Here is a 16,983-nt window from a genome sequence, read left to right on the forward strand (position 1 = left end):
AGTAGACCTTGCCGCCGGGCTTGAGGCCGGACGAACCCCCACTCGGCATCAGGAAGTTCATGGCGACGTATCACTCGGCCATGATCCATCACCCGAGATCATTCGAAGACACGCCACCCAGCGCCGCGATCGAAACGCCACCGTCAAGACGCGTGCGGCCGGACGCCCCAAGGGGAAACCCTCGTACGGATTCCGCTACGCCCGGGTGGTGAGGGGCGGCGAGATCGACCACGTCGAACTGCACCCGCACGCCTCCACCGTGATCAGGATCGTCGCCCGCCGCATCCTGTGCTCGCCGACAGGGCGTACTCATCACGCGGGTCCGCCATCCTCTGCGCACTCACGGCTTTTCCCAACCCTCCCTGTCCGATGCCGACTTGGCCGAGCAATGGAGCGGACGGTCGTGCCCGCCGGAACATGCCCGTGGCGGTGGCGGGTAGGGGCCTTATGACGAGGGCGGACCAGCAACCGGAAGGAGCAAGGACATGCGCAACAGCACCGTGACGGTGGGAACGGCACAGGCGACCTCGTCGAAGGTGTGTGCCGTGCCGGCCCCGGCGGTGCCGCAGATCCCTGATCCGCGGCATGTGGCTCCCGCCGACGCACGTAGGCTCTCAAAGCTGTTGTTCCTGCGCCTTGAGGCTCTGGAAGAGGGCACGTCTGAGTACCAGTACGTGCGCAACACCCTCATCGAGATGAACCTGACCCTGGTGCGTTACGTGGCCCGCCGCTTCTCCAGCCGCAAGGAGTCCCTGGAGGACATGCTTCAGGTGGGCACGATCGGTCTGATCAAGGCGATCGACCGCTATGACCCCTCCCGTGAGGTGGAGTTCACCACGCTGGCCGTCCCGTACATCCAGGGCGAGATCAAGCGGTTCTTCCGCGACACCACGTGGTCGGTGCGGGTGCCGCGGCGCCTCCAGGAGCTCCGGATCGACCTCGCCCGGGCCCGCGAGGAGCTGGAGGGGGAGGGCAGCCACGAGCCGTCCGTCGCGGAGCTCGCCGACCACCTCGACATGCCCGAGAGCGAGGTGGAAGAGGGCCTGGTGGCCTGCAACGGCTACGACAGCGACTCCATCGACCGGCCCATCCAGGCCGGCGGTGGCGGCAAGCAGCAGACCGGTTTCGTCGCCGACCTCATCGGCGCCGAGGACCCCGCCCTCGGCCTCGCTGAGGACATCCAGGCCCTCAAGCCCCACCTGGCCAAGCTCAACGACCGCGACCGCACCCTCCTCCAACTGCGCTTCGGCGCCGAAATGACGCAGACCGAGATCGGCGAGGAGCTCGGCCTCTCCCAGATGCACGTCTCCCGCCTGCTGACCCGCATCTGCAACAAGCTACGTGAGGCACTCCTCGCCACAGCATGAAGCGGTCCGGCGGCGTGAGGTGGGACTGGAGTGGCTCCCCAGACCACTGCGCCCACGTCACGGTGCTGCGTCTCGCCTGGTCGTGAACGGCACCAGTTGCCGTTGCCGCGGTCCGGGATCAAAGTAAAAAGGAACAGTTATGCGAGATCGGGGCTGTCATGGTCGTTCTCGGCATCATTCTTCTCGTCGGATTCGTGACAGGCCTCTCCATCCTGTGGACATCGGCATCGTGCTCGCGGCCATCGGCGCGATTCTGCGGCTCCGTCCCGCGAAGGGGCACGCCGTCGCGGGACGAAGGCACTACAGGTAGCGGTATCTCGCTGTCAGCCACAGGTACGGCCGAACCTGCCGAAGACCGGCTACCTGCCGTGCGCGCCGCTTGAACGCACCCGACCGCCTGGAATTGATCTGCATTTCGCGTCAGCAACCGCAAGCGGAGGAACCGATGTCCACTGGGACACTCATAGCCATCATCGTGCCTGTTGTGGTCGTGCTGCTGTTGTGTGCGCTGGCGGCATCGATGATCATGCGTCGTCGCCGTCTGCAAGCACGGTTCGGACCGGAGTACCAGCGGACCGTGGAGGCCAAAGGCAGCCGGCGGGCGGCCGAGCGCGAGCTGCGTGAACGCGAGCAGCGCCACGACGCGCTGCACATCAAGGAGCTGCCGGCATCAACCCGGGACCGGTACGCCCACGAATGGGACCAGGTGCCGCAGTACGCGGCACGAGGCGACGACGGAGGAACTGCGGGGCGCGATGGTGCACTACCGCGCGCTGTTCACGGAACTACTGCACAACGGCCAGAAGCCACGGGAGAGCGGTGCGTGAGCCGGTGCGACACCGGCAGGCGAGGCACCGCCCCGACGGAAACGGAGGCGGAGAGATGGAGCGCAGGGATACATCCGAGCCCGGAGCGGACGGACCGTCCACCGAAGATCTGGCAGGCACGCGACAGCGCATGAGCGGCACGGCCCAGGAGCCTCCGGCCGAGGCGCCACCGACCTTCCCGGGGGAGGCGACAGCCACAGACCGGGGGGTTTCCGCGCCCCAAGGCGAAGACCGGGGCGCCGCAGCGGAGCGGAACCGGGGTGGCGAGACCCAGGAGACGGACGCGCCGTTGCTCGGGCCCGAGCAGGAAGAGTTCCGCAGTCGGTGGCAGCGGATCCAGAGTGAATTCGTCGACGATCCCCGTGCGGCGGTCGGTGCGGCGGACACGCTGGTCGCCGAGGTCATGCAGGCCCTGGCAACGACCTTCTCCGAACACAAGCAAGGACTCGAAGGCCAGTGGCACCGCGGCGAGGAAGTGGCGACGGAGGAACTGCGCGTCGCCCTCCAGCGATACCGCTCATTCTTCAACCGCCTGCTCAACACCTGACCGCGCACCCCAGTGGCCCGCCCTCCCAGCGACCGCCTGCTGCAAGACCCAGCCGGCATGAGTGACGCCTGAGAGGTGTGGCTGTGCCGGGCCCTGATGCACGGGAGGACGAGGGAGGTGTGAGGTGGTACCAGTGACCGATCGCATCGCAGAGCCGTGGGGGACCCGGACACCGTTCGGACCTGGGGAGGAGTGGCCGGTCCGGGTGGATACCCAGCTCGCGGAAGGGGTGTCCGAGCCCGATGTCGAGCGGTGGGTCCCTACGACCTCCCTTCTGCACTCCAACGGTGATGCGATGGACGTGGCGGTCGGCGCGGGCCGGATCCTGGGGGTGCGGGGCCGGCCCGGCGACCGGGTCAACCGGGGACGGCTCGGCCCCAAGGATCTCTTCGGCTGGCAGGCGAATGCCGCTCCCGACCGGCTCACCCGGCCGCTGGTGCGCGAGGCGGGCCGGCTGACCGAGACGGACTGGCCCAGCGCCATGGAACGGATCGTCGACCGGTCGCAACACCTGCTGACGGAGTGCGGTCCCGGCTCGATCGGCTTCTACACCACCGGCCAGTTGTTCCTGGAGGAGTACTACACCCTCGCGGTCATCGCGCGGGCCGGGATCGGCACCAACCATCTGGACGGCAACACCCGTATGTGTACCTCCACCGCCGCCGAGGCGCTCAAGCAGAGCTTCGGCTCGGATGGCCAGCCGGGCTCCTACTCGGACCTTGACCACGCCGACACCCTCGCCCTCTTCGGGCACAACATGGCGGAGACCCAGCCCGTGCTGTGGATGCGGATACTGGACAGGCTGGCCGGTCGGCAGCCGCCGAAGCTGGTTTGCGTGGACCCGCGGCCCACGCCTTCCGCCCGCCGGGCGACCGTGCACCTCGCGCCCCGGGCAGGCACCAACGTCGCCCTGATGAACGCACTGCTCCACGAAATCATCCGCACCGGCCGGATCGACGCAGAATACGTGCGGGCCCACACCACGGGCTTCGACGAACTCAGGCAGCGCCTGGCCGAGTGCACGCCGCATTGGGCGTCAGACATCTGCGACGTCCCGGCCGAGTCGATCCGGGAAGCTGCGGAGATCCTCGGCACAGCACGCCGGCTGGTGTCCACGGTGCTCCAGGGCTTCTACCAGTCCCACCAGGCGACCGCCGCCGCGGTGCAGGTCAACAATCTGCACCTGGTACGCGGCATGATCGGCCAACCAGGCGCGGGGGTGCTCCAGATGAATGGCCAGCCCACGGCGCAGAACACCCGGGAGTGCGGTGCCAACGGAGATCTGCCGGGCTTCCGCAACTGGCAGAACGACGACCACGTCGCCGAACTCGCCCGGGTGTGGAACGTCGACCCCGCCACCATTCCGCACTTCGCTCCGCCCACGCATGCCATGCAGATGTTCCGCTACGCCGAACAGGGATCGCTGAGGATGCTCTGGATCAGCGGAACCAACCCGGCCGTCTCCCTGCCCGAACTCACCCGCATCCGCGCCATTTTGAGGGACGAGGGGCTGTTCACCGTTGTCCAGGACATCTTCCTGACCGAGACGGCGCAGCTCGCCGACGTGGTCCTCCCCGCGGCGACGTGGGCGGAGAAAACCGGCACCTGCACGAACGCCGACCGCACGGTCCATCTGTCCGAGAAAGCCATCGAGCCGCCCGGCCAGGCACGCGCCGACCTCGACATCTTTCTCGACTACGCCCGGCGTATGAAATTCCGCGACCGGGGTGGAGGAACACTCGTGTCCTGGCACGACCCCGAATCCGCCTTCGAAGCGTGGAAGGAGTGCAGCGCCGGGCGGCCCTGCGACTACACCGGCTTCACCTACGAGCGACTGCGGCAGGCCGGCGGCATCCAGTGGCCGTGCACCGTCTCCACGCCCGGGGGAACGGAACGCCTCTACACCGAGGGGTTCACATGGGCCGATGCCGCGCTGTGCGAAAGCTACGGCAAGGACGTCGTCACGGGAGCCGCCTCTTCCCGGACCGAGTACCAAGGGGCGAACCCGCAGGGAAAGGCGATGATCAAGGCGGCCGAGTACCTTCCGCCGCACGAAGCTCCTTCCGCCGAGTACCCCCTCCAACTCATCACTGGACGAACCCTCTACCACTTTCACACCCGCACGAAGACCGGACGTGTCCCCCAGCTGAACGCCGCAGCCCCCGACGTCTGGATCGAACTCTCCCCGGTCGAGGCGGCCCGGTACGGGCTGGAGGAGGGCGACATGGTGGAGGTCGCCACGCCACGGGGCTCCCTACGCGGCAGGCTCCGGATCACCCGCATCCGCGACGGCATGCTCTTCGTACCCTTCCACTACGGATACTGGGACACCCCCACAGGCAGCGGTCCCGCCGAAGACGAAGGTGGCCGGGCGGCGAACGAAACCATCGTCACCGACTGGGATCCCGTCTCGAAGCAGCCGGTTTTCAAAACCGCCGCGGCCCGTCTCTCGCTCGTCGAACGCGGCCTCGGACGGAGTGCACCCGCCCCGTCCACCGCGGCTTCCGCACCCGCCCACCCCGCTCCGCCCGATGCGACGACCGGTGTCCGGGGCCCGGAGCCAGGCCGAGTCCCCGACCGTCCGCGAAGCGAGGGCGATCCACGGGACGGTGACGCCGAGTGAACGGCATCACCGCCATTCTGGCCGCGCTCCACGACGGGGAGTACAAGCTCGCGGGCCAACTGCTCGACCTGGTGCAGCGGCATCCTGCCGAGACCGAGGTGCACCATGTCGCGCGATATCTCGCCCGATGGTCCTACGCCAGCGGCGACCGCATCAGAGCGATGGGCTCGCGCTACGGCCTGCCGGACGCCGAACGGCCGAGCCACCCGAGCGACCGGGCACGGCACACTGCGGCCTCTGTACCGGAGGGTCAGGACATCGGACTGGTCCTCCTCAGAGAGCTGAGCGAGGTGCACCTCGCGGCCGCAAGGAATTCTCTGTACTGGGACATGCTGACCCAGGCCGCACAGGCGAACCGGGACGACCGGCTGCTGGAGCTGGCTTCGGCCTGCCAGCCGTATACGCGGCGACAAATGCGCTGGACCCACACCGTGCTGAAAGAACTCAGCCCTCAACTTCTGACCGGTGTCTCAAGTGCGTGGTGCTCCTGACGAGGCGGCAGCAGTGTCGTCGTAGACCAGCAGTCCGTCGGAGCGCAGCCGCAGCCCAGGTGTCGGGCGGTGAGTGACGAGCCGCTTGTCATGCATCAGGTGCTGGACGACCGTCTGCCTCGCGACGGTGGCGAAGTCGGCGATCAGACGCCTGTGACAGCGCCACCAGACCGCTTCGCTGCACATCACCGCCGTCCGGGCACCGGCAGCGGCTTCTTCGAGCAGTCGGTCGATGGCGGCTACGAACACGGGCTCTCGCATGTAGGCGGCGTATCCCCTGAACGAGGCGTTGCGCCAGACCACGTCCGGGGAGTGGGCTGACGTTTTCCGGAAACCGCCCAGGTCTGGTTCCCAGCGGTAGCTGATGCCGGCCTGCGGCAGCCAATGGGCCAGGCTGCTGCGGAACAGGTCGGGGTTGCGACGGCTGCCGGGACCGATGCGTACGTCGACCACCGACCTCACGCCCGCCCAGCGCAGCAGCTCGATCAGCTGCTGGCGTTCCGCGGTGCTGTGACCGAAGGTGATCAACACCGGTTTCACGCCTCCTGCCGCGGATGATGGCTGTGCTGCACCGTTCCACCGTCTCCCAGTCGATCAGACTGTGGGACTGTCCGCAGTTGCACTCGTAGATGCCCCTCTGGGGGACGGTCTCACCCGGGTGCGCTGGACTTCCGTGCCGACTGAACCGTCGCCGCGGCACGCCGCCCGAGTAAGCCGAACCGGTTTCCCGGGTGGCGCGAGCGTTCTCCAGGGCGTGAAGTAGAGATGCACACCTACGCGCCGCAGGGGCCCGGAGTGCTGGGTGCCCAGTCAGCAGCATGCGGTCCGGTCAGTGGAGGATGTCTGATGCCAGCGGGATCGAGCAAGAAGCGCGAGAGGCAGTACGAGCACATCAAGGAGAACGCCAAGGAGCACGGTTCGTCCGAGCGCCGCGCCAAGGAGATCGCCGCGCGCACGGTCAACAAGGAACGCGCTCGCTCCGGCGAGGCGAAGCAGGCCGGCAAGGTCTCCACCCAGGACCCGAAGTCCGCCCCGCAGCGCGGCGGCGAACGCTCCCACAGCGGGCCCGGCGGTCCGACCAAGGACCAGCTGTACGAAGAGGCCAAGAAGAAGAACATCGACGGCCGCTCCCACATGAACAAGGAAGAACTGCGCAAAGCACTCGGCCGTTGACCGTACGTCGGCAGCTCAGTGGTCGGCGCTCGAAGTCCTTCGGGGTTGATCATGCAGTGAGACCGGCGGCGGATTCTTCCTGCCGATCGAGCGTGTGTCGGTCGAGCCCGGTCAGCGGATCGTCCAGGTTGGAGGTGGTGAACCTCCACTGGAATGGGTGTGCTGTGGAGTTGTAGCGGTCTTCGAATGCCGGACTGGGCGACCACCTCCCGGGTCAGCTCCGGACACGACCAGCGCGGAAAACCGCTGGGCTGCCCGACTTGCCTCAGGCATGATCGACTCGTGGACACCTACTTGGAGACCGAGCGCCTGGCCTTGCGCCGCTTCACTGCCGATGACGCGGACCTGCTGATCGAGCTGGACAGTGACCCGGCGGTGATGCGCTACCTGACCGGCGGCAGTCCGACCGCGCCGGAGCTCGTCCGTGAGCGTGACCTGCCGAAAATCCTCGCCGGCTACGAGAAGTGGGGCGGCGATCTCGGACTGTTCGCCGCGCACGAGACGGACGGCGGCGCGTTCATCGGTTGGTTCATCCTGCGTCCCGAGTCGGAGGGCCCGCTGGACGAGGTCGAACTCGGCTACCGGCTGCGGCAGGCGGCTTGGGGCAAGGGTTATGCCACCGAGGGCTCGCGGGCCTTGCTGGGCAAAGCGTTCACAGAGCTCGGTGTGCGCATGGTCTGGGCTGCGACGATGTCTGTGAACCGCGGTTCGCGCAACATCATGGAGAAGCTCGGCATGACGCTCGTGGAGACCGTCCCTACTCCCTCCGACATGCAAATGGTCGAGGGCTCCGAGCATGGAGGCGTACGGTACGAGATCACCAAGGAGCAGTGGAAGCAGCAGTAGCGGCGGCGCTGACACGGCGGCCCTGCCCTGGCAGCAGCCTCGCTCTGCAACCAAGACACCCGGACCGTCTCGCCACACATCCTGTTCCGGGCCCCCCGAAGCGGGCATGGGCGTGGGCCGCCGGTGTGACTCGGCCAGGCAGCCCGGCCATGGCGGCAGCTCCGGCTCTGGGCCGCGGCCCGCGCCGTCGCACTGCCCAGCAAACGCAGAAGGACCACCGGCTGAGCCAGTCGCTCCGTCCTCCACAAGCGTGCCGCAATTCGAGGTGCGGGGGCATTGCGCAGCACCGCAGACTACTGAGGAGACCGACGTTGTGGCGGAGAGGAGCTGAGGGTGGGGATCTCCATACCCCCGGCGGGCACCGGAGCGGCCTCCGGGGCTCGACCGGGCTTCTCCGGCTCTGCGCGCCCTCGGGCGAAGGCCGCCGAGCAGTTCGCCGACCTGGTCGCAAGCAACGCTCTGGCTCTTCCCCTGCCCGGCTCCGGGAGGACCGGTGAGCGGTTCCAGGCATTGCAGGCGCTCGGGCGGCAGGATCTGAGCGTAGCCCGGCTCTCCGAGGGGCATGTCGACGCGGTGGCCATCCTCGAAGAACTGGGTGGCCCGCCGGCGCAGCCGAACGAGCGGTGGGGCGTGTGGGCGGCTCACCCGCCTGGCCCAGGACTTCAGGCGGACAGCGACGGAGCCGGCTGGCGGTTGCGGGGTGTCAAGCAGTACTGCTCCGGGGCGCAGATCTGCACCCACGCGCTGGTGACGGCAGATACGGTCCAAGGCCGGCGGTTGTTTGCCGTACGCCTCACCGACCGGGGCATCACGCCGGTGCCGGAGACCTGGCAGGCCGTCGGCATGGTGGGCAGCGACACCCTCGACGTCACCTTCCACGACGTTCCCGCCGAACCGGTTGGGGACGTGGAAGGCTACGTGGAGCGAGCCGGCTTCCAGCACGGCGGTATCGGCGTCGCGGCCTGCTGGCTGGGAGGGGCAGAGGCGGTCGCCGGCACTCTGCGGACCCAGGGGGAGCAGCACCCGCTCGACGCACACGCTGCCGCGCACCTGGGCCAGGTGGACGCCCTGCTGTATGCGGCCGCGGCCGTACTCGACCGTGCGGCGCAGGAAATCGACGACGACCCACTGGACCGGCGTGGCGGAGCGCGGGTGCGCAGCCTCCGCGTGCGAACCCTCGTGGAGAAGGTCTGCACAGAGGTCGTGCAGCGCATCGGCAGGGCTACCGGGGCCGCGCCGCTGTGTCGGAACGCCGCACACTCCCGCGCGGTGGCCGACCTCATGGTCTACCTCCGACAGCATCACGCCGAACGCAGCGACGCGGAGCTCGGGACTCTCCTGGTGCGTGGCGGGGAAACGGTGTGAGCAGCGATCTCCGGCAGGCCGCTGCCGACTCCATCGACGCCCCGGGCACACCCGAAGCGCGGTGGGTGGCCTGGGACGGCCTGCACTGTCTGCCCACCGTGGGGCTGCCCGACGGGCCGGTCGTCGTCGTGGCCGCCCACCCCGACGATGAGGTGCTGGGGTTCGGCGGCACCATGGCCCTCCTGGCGGCCTTCGACGTAGACGTACACGTAATGACGATCACCGATGGTGAGCTGTCCCATCCGCAGAGCACCCTCATCACTCCGGAACGGCTCGCACGCATCCGCCGGGCCGAACTCTGCTCCGCACTGGCGCAACTCGGCCTGCCGGGCGCGCGCCCGGAGCAGCTCGGGGTCCCCGACACTCAAGTGGACCGGCACGAGAGCGCGGTGGCCCGTCGGATCGCTGCGCTGTTGCGCAAGGTCGAGGCGGCCTGGTGCGTCGCTCCTTGGTACGGAGACCTGCACAGCGACCACGAGGCGGCCGGCCGGGCGGCCCTCCGTGCATGCCGCGCTTCGAAGGTGCCGCTGTGGATGTATCCGGTGTGGATGTGGCACTGGGCCGGTCCGGGCGATCCGCGCGTCCCCTGGGGGGATGCCGCGCGTCTGCCGCTGCCCGCCGATGCGCTGGCGCTCAAGTCCGCGGCGATCGGGCAGTTCGTCAGCCAGCTCCGTCCGTGGGGAGAGGGCGCGGAGAATGCCGCGATCCTTCCCCCGGACGAGATCGAGCACCACACCCGGCGCTTCGAGACGGTGTTCCGTTGAGCACGCCGCCCGGCTATTTCGACACCATGTACGGCACCTCGGCAGACCCTTGGGACCTGGCCGGCCGCTGGTACGAGCAACGCAAGTACGCGGTGACCCTCGCCTCTTTGCCCCGGCGGCGCTATCGCGCGGGTTTTGAACCAGGCTGCTCCGTCGGCGTGCTCACACGTCAACTCGCTGACCGGTGTGACCGGTTGATCGCGGCCGATCGCGTCCCTTCCGCCGTCGACAACGCCGCGGCGCGCACCCGCGATCTGCCGAACGTCGAGGTGCGCCTCCTCACCGTTCCGGAGCAGTGGCCCGAGGACACCTTCGACCTCATCGTTCTGTCCGAACTCCTCTACTACTTCGACGACGAGCAGCTGCGGGCCACCCTTGACCGGGCTGTCACCGGCCTCGAACCCGGAGGCACGCTGGTCACCGTCCACTGGAACCACCCCGTCCCAGAGCACGTACGCACCGGCCCCGAGGTAGCCACCGCGGTTGCCGCTATCCCTGAGCTGTGCCTGCTTTCCGAAGTCCGGGACACCGACTTCACGTTGCAGATCCTCATGCGCCGGAATGACGACGGCAGCGCCCCGCGATCGCCGGCTCAGCAAGAGGGCCTGGTGTGAAGGGGCCGCGCGCACATCTGCCCATGGCTGTTGCCGTCGTCATCCCCGCGCACACGGCTCGATTCACGGGCCCCGAATGGCTTCGGGGCCTTCCTGCGGCACCTGGTCGTCGAAGACGGCCAGCAGAAAGGCCCCTGTGCCCGGACCGAAGCCCCGGGGGCTGAGCCTCACACCGATCCACCCCGGCGAGAAGACCCCACACCCTCGGGATAACGAGAGAGGCGCAACGCCTCAGCGCGGATCTTCTTTGCTCCGCTCGGCCGGCACACCAGGGCCGCACGGTGATATCGCGCGTTATCGCGCGATCAGAACGCCATGAGGCTTTCGCCGGTGCCACATGTGTTTACCTGCCGTGTAGTGACGGGGCTTATTGGCCGCGGCCGGTGATGTAGTCCCGCGCCCGGTCGACCAGCCCCAGACCGGGGGCGAGGAGCTTGTTGGCGGGCGGCGCGCTCGGTGCGGCCGGATGCGGGCGGGTGGGGGCGGTCTTCTTCGCTGCGCGGACCTTTTCCCCCAGACTTTCGAGAATGTAGGGGTGGACGTGATTGCGCAGCTGGGCGAAGAGGTGGTTCTCCTCGTCATCGACGTGCGCGGTGACCTCCGTCCGTAGCTTGACCACAAGCCGGTCGAAGTCGGTGGCGTCCGGCTCCCGCTCTTCCAGTTCTTTGAGGAGTTCTTCGACGCGGGCGTGGTCGGCGAGCTCCTTGTCCGCCAGCGCCGCGCCCTCCTCCAGGTGCTCACGCACGGCTGGGTAGAGATGCTGCTCCTCGGCGACCGAATGCCGTACCAGCTCAATCGTGATCGCGTCCACCAGCCGCTTACGGTCCGCACTGCCGGGCATCGCGTCACTGAACTGCGCGAACAACTCGTCCACCTCCCGATGGTCGGCGGTCAGCTCCGCAATGACATCTCCACCGTGACCCACGATCTTCACCTTTCAGTCGCCGGGACGAGACCGACCCTGGCCTTCGGGAAGACCGTCCCCGCACCACGTCTCGGGTAACGGCGTGGGGAGGAATTCCGCCGGACGGTCCAGGCTCATGCAGGTCCTCGCGGCACCTTCTCCTTCTTCAGCGTGCAACGGCGACTCGCCGGTGAGTAGGTGCGAAAGCGACGTGATGAGGGCGTGTATCGAATGTGCTGGTCGCCGGCGTGGCACCGTCGGCGAATGACCCAAAATCACGTGCAACCTTCACCCAGTCCTGCTGGGATCATCCGCTATGGATGTCCATTTTCTCGATGAAGCTGACTTGACGGACAGGATGGAACGGAACCTGGCGGAACATGCCTGTCACCTGCATCGGAGCATGACCGGTGCGACCGTCACAGAGACTGGTGACCTCCTGATCGCCGACAGCGGTCTGGACGACGACACTTTCAACATCGTTACCGCGGCCCGCTTCACCGCTGCTACCGCTGCGGTGCGTATCGCCGAGACCGCTCGGACGCTGGCTCGCACCGGCCGTCGTTTCTCCTGGTGGGTGGGGCCTGCCTCGACACCACCGGACCTGGCCTCCCGCCTGATGGCGGCAGGCCTGTCGGTATCCGAACGCGAGACGGCCATGTGGGCCGAGCTGGACGACTCCCTGCCGCTGTCTGCCACCCAAGGACTGGACGTCCAGACGGTGGCCACGCCCGAACAACTCGCCGACTATGCCGCGGTTCTCGCTGCGAACTGGACCCCGCCTGCTGACACCGTCCGCCGCTTCTTCACCCGGGCCGCCCCGCAAGCACTGGCCGCGCACTGCCCGGCCCGTTACCTGGTCGGCTACGCGGACGGCCATCCGGTCTGTTCGGCCGAAGTGTTTCATCACGCAGGCGTTACCGGGATCTACAACATCTGCACCTTGGCCGCCCACCGCCGACGTGGCTACGGCGGTGCCATCACGCTCGCCGCACTCCACACGGCCCGCGACCGAGACCACCGCATCGCGGTCTTGCAGGCGTCCACCGACGGCGAGCCCGTCTACCGCCGCCTGGGATTCCGTACCTGCGGCCAGTTCACCGAACACACCATCAACCCCTGAACACCCCGAACCCCACAAGCCACCTGCCCACTCTTCACAACGGCCCTGATCACAGCCACTCGTTGATGGCTGCGACGAGAACGGTCGCCTCGTAGCGGACCGCGAGCTTGTCATACCTCGTGGCCACCGCCCGGTGCCTCTTGAGGCGATTGCTACCGCACTCGACCGCGGGGCGCTCGCGGTAGTCGGCTTTGTCGAACTTCGGCGGCCGACCGCCGCGGGAGCCGAGCTTCTTGCGGTTGCGGACGTGATCGGCTTTGCCCGGGAAGAATGCCCTGACCTGCTGTGACTCGAAGCCGCCTCGCCACCGAAACCAGCGCTCCGGCGTGAAGGCACTTGGGCTCCCCATCGGTGCCACCTGGCACATGCTGTCTCAGCGTCCTGTGAGTCCCGGTGTCCCGCGGCCCTCAGCGGCACCGCCTGGGAGGTGTGGACACGACAGGCCGTCGCGGTCGTTGGGCAGACGCATACGATGGGCGAGATCACGCGTCATGCGCTGGGCGAGGCAGCTGCGCCAGCTGATACCGGGGTAGCAGGCACGCAGATGCGAGACGGCGCGCGTCCCCAGACCGCTGTCCTGCAACGGCGAAGCGACCTGAACCTGGGTGATCACGCCGCTCGCACAGTGTTCACACACTTCGTAGGTGACCTCCCCGACAACGCGGCGGACGTACACCAGCAGCAGACTTTGTGCCCGCTCACTCGTCGGAGCCGGAGAGTGGAAGATCACCACGTCCCGGTAGGCGAGCACCCGGCGGTGGAGCTTGCCACGGCGGTGGCCCAGGCGCCCGTGCCGAGGCCGTCGGCGGCGATGGAGGCTCCGTAGCAGGGCTCCCGGCACAAAGTTACGTGTGGCAACCATGCACACCGTCTACCCGCGTCGAATACGGACAAGCCCCGGCCCGGGCCACTTGTCGGCTGGGGCTTCTCCTCGCTGCCTTTCGGCAGCAAGCAAGGGGGCCCGATCCGGCCGAGCCCGGTCATGGCGGCGGCTCCGTCCAGGCGCCCGGTGGGGGCCCGGAGGAGGCCGGTGTCGGTCGGGCCGGGCGAGAGGGCGTTGGCCATGATGCCCCGGCAACCGAGTTCGCGGAGGCGGCGCGGGCATTCTGCGTGATCTGCATCATTTCGCCCCGTAGTCCGTGCCTCTAGGCTGCCCGGGCGCCCTGGGCCCAGGGCTGGCTCCCAGCCCGTGACGATCCGCGACCCACGGTTACCCGGTGGCGCGCCAGAGAAGGGAAGCCGTGCCGTTGTCCGCCGATATGTCGTCGGTCATAGCCTCCACCACGCAGTGGCTGCTGCGCTCCTACCCCGTGACCGGCGGTGCCCTCGACGCCGCCCTTGCAGAGGCCCAAGCCCTCCAGGCAGCCACAGTTGCTGCATGGCTGCGCTACCCCACAGCAGCGGACGCCGCCGTGGTCGCCCTCGTCGGCCCCGGCGGTTCGGCACGACTGGACTGGATCACCGGAGCCGACAGTTACGGACCCGAGGTATCAGAGGAGCCATGGCGCACCTGGGTCGATGAGGTCGTGGCGAGCTGGGCTGCGTGTCTGCTCACCACGCCCGCGCTCACCGACGACGCGGTGGCCGCACTCGCGGACTGCGAGCATGCCGCCGGGGTACGCCTCGACTTCCGTCGGCTGACCCGGCCCGCCGACCGCGATCGCAGGGCGGCGACGCTACTGCGCCATCCGGACCTCCTCCGTCCTGTCGCCGACCTCCATCGCGCTGCGCTCGTACGACATCTGCAAGGCGAGCAGCTCGGCGACCGCGTCTAGTTTCTGTCTCCTTCGCCCTCTGGCGGTCGGAGGGCTTGTGGCGAGGCGCTGGAAGGTGCCGGCGAGGGTGTCCCGCACTCGCTCGAATCCCTGCTCGTGCCAGGCGGCGCCCAGGTCGGGGAAGGTGTGGGCGTGGGCGATGGTGAGGCGGCGCAGTCGGAGGCCCTGGGGCTGGGTGAGAGCGGTCAGGAACTGGCGGGCCGGCCGGACCGGGTCCGCCTCCAGGGAGTCGGCGTCGGCGGGGAGCCGGCAGATCACCGCGTCGGTATCGCGGCGGACCTCGTGCCGACGATTACGCCGAGCTGGTTCTGGAGCAGCCGCGGCCAGAGGTGGGCGGGCTCGGCTTCCGGGATGAGGACGGTGCTCCGGGTGTCGGGTCCGAGCCGGTGAGGAGAAGCGGGAAGCCGTGCGGGGTGCAGCGATGGAACCGGGCCGCAGGCGAGGTTGCTCAGTTGACGGGCGCTTGCCGATCCCGTGCAGCGGAGGCGATGGTCAGCGCGGTCCCCACGAGGATGGGCGCCACCATCGCGGTGAACAGCCAACCGGACACTTGCGGTTCCGGTGCGGAACGCCACAGCACTCCGCAGCCGATCATGAGTGAGATGCCGATGCAAGCATTGAGTGCCAGCAACGCCCGGGCGCTCCGCAAGGCGGAGGCGCGAGTGCGCGGCCGGTTGAGCGAGGACCTCACCAGCGCAGGTGCGAAGGAGGTGGCGCCGTCCGGTAGCTCGGAATGCGGGGTCACTCGCAGCGTCAGCTCTGCGCAGGCAGTCAGTAGTCCTGTCACCCCGATGAAGAGGAACACCAGCACAAACGCGCTGCCGATTGACCGTTCCGTCCATGCGTCCACCCCGCCGATGCTGATGTGCTGCGGTATCCGATGGGGTAGGTGCGGGTAGCGGGCGACGCCCCACAGAGACAGTGCGGCGAGCAGGACAGCGTTGGGGAGTAACCACAGGCGTATGGGAGCCGAGAAGACCATGAGCCCGATTGTCGGATGAAGAGGTGCACACCGGTAGCGTTTTCAGCTGCTCGATGTCTCTGGGCGGGGTCCCAATGAGTGGGGAGGTCCAGGCGCTTTCGGGCCCCGCCGCGGCAGCTGTGCGGCATCGTGCAGCGAGAGCCGGGCAGTCGGCGCGGGTGTCAGAGGTGCCGTGGCCCCCTGTAGGTCCGTGGTCTGGAGAATTACCTGACGTTCAAACCGCCCAGGATGGGGAAAGCCGCCATCAGTGCCGGATCAGCGGACGGGTTTCTCCCAGGTCAGCGAGTACCGGCGCAGCACATGCCGGCGGTAGCGCACGCCGGGCAGCAGCCGCCGGGCAGCAGCCCGCACCTGCCCATAGCTCATCTGCGGGTCGGCGACGGGCATGCCCTGCGGGCCGCGCGCGCGGCGCAGCACCTTCGTGATCCGCACGATCGGGGCAGCCGCGATCAACGCCGCCCACTCCGTCACGCTCGCCTCGCGGGCCAGACCGACCACCACCAGCGTGCCGCCAGGCCGCAGCAGCTCCCGCATGCGGACGAGGGCCGTCTCGAAGTCCATGTGATGGATCGTGGTCACCGAGCAGACGAAGTCGTACTCCGCACCGGGAAGTCCCGCGGTGAGGAAGTCTCCCTCGACGAAGGTGAGTTGCGGGTGGCCGGAAGCGGACTCGCGTGCGCAGGCGATCATGTCCGGCGACTTGTCGATCCCGGTGACGTGTTTCGCCCGCCCGGCAAGCTTCCGTGCCAGCAGCCCGTCCCCGCAGCCAACGTCCAGGGCATCGCCGCACCCCTCGGGAACAGACCGGAGGATGCCCGGGTGCCGGGCAACGTTGGTGTTCCAGTACGGCTCTGCGGCGGGCTGGCGCATCGGATCATCGTAGAGGCCGGTCATGGCCTGCCGAGTGCACACCGATGGATTCGTCGTCCCCATGGGGAGTCGTGATCGCAGGCATGGCGAATTACGTGCCGGGCGTTGACGAACAGCACGAGGTTCTGCTGGGGCTGCATGATCTCTCCTGCTCTCACATCGCGGAAGGTTCCGTGTGACGAGTGCGAGCAGTGACGGCAGACGGTCAGGCGCCTACGGCAGCGGCCTCACCTCCCGTGAGGGCGACCAGCTCTGCGAAGGTGGTGCGGAACATGGTGTGCGGCAACCCTGCGCCGGCCCACACCTGCGGATAGCCGGCCAGCGCGGTGTCCACCAGGGTCCGCAGCGGCACGGGATGACCGATCGGAGCCACCCCGCCCACCTCCTGCCCCGTGGCCTCCAGGACGAACTCGGGGGTGGCACGCCGCACTCTGCGCACCCCGACGTGGTGTGCCGCCTTCTTCACGTCCACGCGGTGGCCGCCGCTGGCGACGACGAGCAGCGGTGTGCCGTCGGCCTCGAAGACGAGGCTGTTGGCGATGGCGCCGACCGGGCAGGCCAGTTGCTCGGCGGCGGCCATCGCGGTGGGCGCCGGGCTGGGCAGCTCGGTGATGTTGCCGGGGTGGCCGTGCAGGGTCAGGGCCGTGCGGACACGGTCCAGGGCTGACTTCACAGGTACTCCAGAGCTAAGGACACTGCCCCGACTGCACTG

Annotated in this window: 18 protein-coding genes and 1 pseudogene; 12 read left to right on the forward strand and 7 right to left on the reverse strand. The window is 68.4% G+C overall.

The window, feature by feature from the left end:
* The first annotated feature begins 485 nt into the window (after positions 1-485).
* From CP981_RS33530 to CP981_RS33550, 5 genes are all read left to right on the forward strand, one after another.
* A complete protein-coding gene (locus CP981_RS33530) occupies positions 486-1,367 on the forward strand; it encodes a SigB/SigF/SigG family RNA polymerase sigma factor (RefSeq protein WP_150522383.1) in 882 nt (293 codons plus the stop codon).
* Positions 1,368-1,746: 379 nt separating this feature from the next.
* The gene (locus CP981_RS33535) at positions 1,747-2,328 is read left to right on the forward strand and encodes a hypothetical protein (RefSeq protein WP_425282184.1); all 582 of its coding nucleotides are present in this window, start codon (positions 1,747-1,749) and stop codon (positions 2,326-2,328) included.
* Positions 2,325-2,741, forward strand: coding sequence for a hypothetical protein (locus CP981_RS33540; protein WP_244329907.1), 417 nt, complete (start codon positions 2,325-2,327; stop codon positions 2,739-2,741). Before CP981_RS33535 ends, CP981_RS33540 begins: the two co-directional genes overlap by 4 nt.
* Positions 2,742-2,865: 124 nt before the next feature.
* Positions 2,866-5,364 carry a molybdopterin oxidoreductase family protein gene (locus CP981_RS33545; RefSeq protein WP_085922414.1) on the forward strand — a complete coding sequence of 833 codons (2,499 nt, stop codon included), beginning with the start codon at positions 2,866-2,868 and terminating at the stop codon, positions 5,362-5,364.
* The gene (locus CP981_RS33550) at positions 5,361-5,855 is read left to right on the forward strand and encodes a hypothetical protein (RefSeq protein WP_085922413.1); all 495 of its coding nucleotides are present in this window, start codon (positions 5,361-5,363) and stop codon (positions 5,853-5,855) included. The genes CP981_RS33545 and CP981_RS33550 overlap by 4 nt, the downstream gene beginning before the upstream one ends.
* Here CP981_RS33550 and CP981_RS33555 read toward each other — a convergent pair.
* Complete coding sequence (locus tag CP981_RS33555) at positions 5,835-6,395, reverse strand: DUF488 domain-containing protein (RefSeq protein ID WP_085922412.1); 561 nt, start codon at positions 6,393-6,395, stop codon at positions 5,835-5,837. The two genes, CP981_RS33550 and CP981_RS33555, sit on opposite strands and share 21 nt — an antisense overlap.
* 306 nt (positions 6,396-6,701) lie before the next feature.
* Between CP981_RS33555 and CP981_RS33560 the strand changes: the two genes are divergently transcribed.
* The 5 genes from CP981_RS33560 (at position 6,702) to CP981_RS33585 (ending at position 10,617) form a co-directional block, all read left to right on the forward strand.
* Positions 6,702-7,028 (forward strand): plasmid stabilization protein, encoded by a 327-nt coding sequence (locus tag CP981_RS33560; RefSeq protein WP_085922411.1) that lies wholly within the window; start codon positions 6,702-6,704, stop codon positions 7,026-7,028.
* A 282-nt stretch (positions 7,029-7,310) separates the two neighbouring features.
* Positions 7,311-7,874, forward strand: coding sequence for a GNAT family N-acetyltransferase (locus tag CP981_RS33570; protein ID WP_085922410.1), 564 nt, complete (start codon positions 7,311-7,313; stop codon positions 7,872-7,874).
* Positions 7,875-8,207: 333 nt separating this feature from the next.
* A complete protein-coding gene (locus tag CP981_RS33575; RefSeq protein ID WP_244329908.1) occupies positions 8,208-9,239 on the forward strand; it encodes an acyl-CoA dehydrogenase family protein in 1,032 nt (343 codons plus the stop codon).
* Positions 9,236-10,003 carry a PIG-L deacetylase family protein gene (locus CP981_RS33580; RefSeq protein WP_085922409.1) on the forward strand — a complete coding sequence of 256 codons (768 nt, stop codon included), beginning with the start codon at positions 9,236-9,238 and terminating at the stop codon, positions 10,001-10,003. Before CP981_RS33575 ends, CP981_RS33580 begins: the two co-directional genes overlap by 4 nt.
* Positions 10,000-10,617: an SAM-dependent methyltransferase gene (locus CP981_RS33585; RefSeq protein WP_085922408.1), complete on the forward strand. Its 618-nt coding sequence runs from the start codon at positions 10,000-10,002 to the stop codon at positions 10,615-10,617. Before CP981_RS33580 ends, CP981_RS33585 begins: the two co-directional genes overlap by 4 nt.
* A gap of 367 nt (positions 10,618-10,984) precedes the next feature.
* Here CP981_RS33585 and CP981_RS33590 read toward each other — a convergent pair whose 3' ends face one another.
* Complete coding sequence (locus CP981_RS33590) at positions 10,985-11,542, reverse strand: hemerythrin domain-containing protein (protein WP_085922468.1); 558 nt, start codon at positions 11,540-11,542, stop codon at positions 10,985-10,987.
* A 337-nt stretch (positions 11,543-11,879) separates the two neighbouring features.
* Between CP981_RS33590 and CP981_RS33595 the strand changes: the two genes are divergently transcribed.
* Positions 11,880-12,644: a GNAT family N-acetyltransferase gene (locus CP981_RS33595; RefSeq protein ID WP_085922407.1), complete on the forward strand. Its 765-nt coding sequence runs from the start codon at positions 11,880-11,882 to the stop codon at positions 12,642-12,644.
* A gap of 49 nt (positions 12,645-12,693) precedes the next feature.
* Here CP981_RS33595 and CP981_RS33600 read toward each other — a convergent pair.
* Positions 12,694-12,912, reverse strand: a pseudogene (locus CP981_RS33600) (IS5 family transposase); the annotation flags it as partial.
* A gap of 979 nt (positions 12,913-13,891) precedes the next feature.
* Between CP981_RS33600 and CP981_RS33605 the strand changes: the two are divergent.
* Positions 13,892-14,419 carry a hypothetical protein gene (locus CP981_RS33605; RefSeq protein ID WP_085922467.1) on the forward strand — a complete coding sequence of 176 codons (528 nt, stop codon included), beginning with the start codon at positions 13,892-13,894 and terminating at the stop codon, positions 14,417-14,419.
* Here CP981_RS33605 and CP981_RS38980 read toward each other — a convergent pair.
* The 4 genes from CP981_RS38980 to CP981_RS33625 all read right to left on the reverse strand — a co-directional run bounded on the left by CP981_RS38980 (position 14,321) and on the right by CP981_RS33625 (position 16,944).
* Positions 14,321-14,677 (reverse strand): TetR/AcrR family transcriptional regulator C-terminal domain-containing protein, encoded by a 357-nt coding sequence (locus CP981_RS38980; RefSeq protein ID WP_244330101.1) that lies wholly within the window; start codon positions 14,675-14,677, stop codon positions 14,321-14,323. The genes CP981_RS33605 and CP981_RS38980 overlap by 99 nt on opposite strands.
* A gap of 190 nt (positions 14,678-14,867) precedes the next feature.
* Positions 14,868-15,401: a DUF1648 domain-containing protein gene (locus tag CP981_RS33615; RefSeq protein WP_085922405.1), complete on the reverse strand. Its 534-nt coding sequence runs from the start codon at positions 15,399-15,401 to the stop codon at positions 14,868-14,870.
* A 255-nt stretch (positions 15,402-15,656) separates the two neighbouring features.
* Positions 15,657-16,271, reverse strand: coding sequence for a class I SAM-dependent methyltransferase (locus tag CP981_RS33620; protein ID WP_085922466.1), 615 nt, complete (start codon positions 16,269-16,271; stop codon positions 15,657-15,659).
* 205 nt (positions 16,272-16,476) lie between these two features.
* Positions 16,477-16,944, reverse strand: a complete 468-nt coding sequence (locus tag CP981_RS33625; protein WP_425282185.1) for a YbaK/EbsC family protein — start codon at positions 16,942-16,944, stop codon at positions 16,477-16,479.
* Positions 16,945-16,983 lie beyond the last annotated feature (39 nt).

The organism is Streptomyces platensis, from assembly GCF_008704855.1.
In the GTDB taxonomy this organism is placed as follows: Bacteria; Actinomycetota; Actinomycetes; order Streptomycetales; family Streptomycetaceae; genus Streptomyces; species Streptomyces platensis.

Bases quoted from the DNA above. Each gene is read 5' to 3' on its own strand.
- CP981_RS33615 (WP_085922405.1), bottom strand. From the start codon at position 15,401: ATGGTCTTCTCGGCTCCCATACGCCTGTGGTTACTCCCCAACGCTGTC.
- CP981_RS33595 (WP_085922407.1), top strand. From the start codon at position 11,880: ATGGAACGGAACCTGGCGGAACATGCCTGTCACCTGCATCGGAGCATG.
- CP981_RS33560 (WP_085922411.1), top strand. From the start codon at position 6,702: ATGCCAGCGGGATCGAGCAAGAAGCGCGAGAGGCAGTACGAGCACATC.
- CP981_RS33540 (WP_244329907.1), top strand. From the start codon at position 2,325: ATGAGCGGCACGGCCCAGGAGCCTCCGGCCGAGGCGCCACCGACCTTC.
- CP981_RS33620 (WP_085922466.1), bottom strand. From the start codon at position 16,271: ATGCGCCAGCCCGCCGCAGAGCCGTACTGGAACACCAACGTTGCCCGG.
- CP981_RS33530 (WP_150522383.1), top strand. From the start codon at position 486: ATGCGCAACAGCACCGTGACGGTGGGAACGGCACAGGCGACCTCGTCG.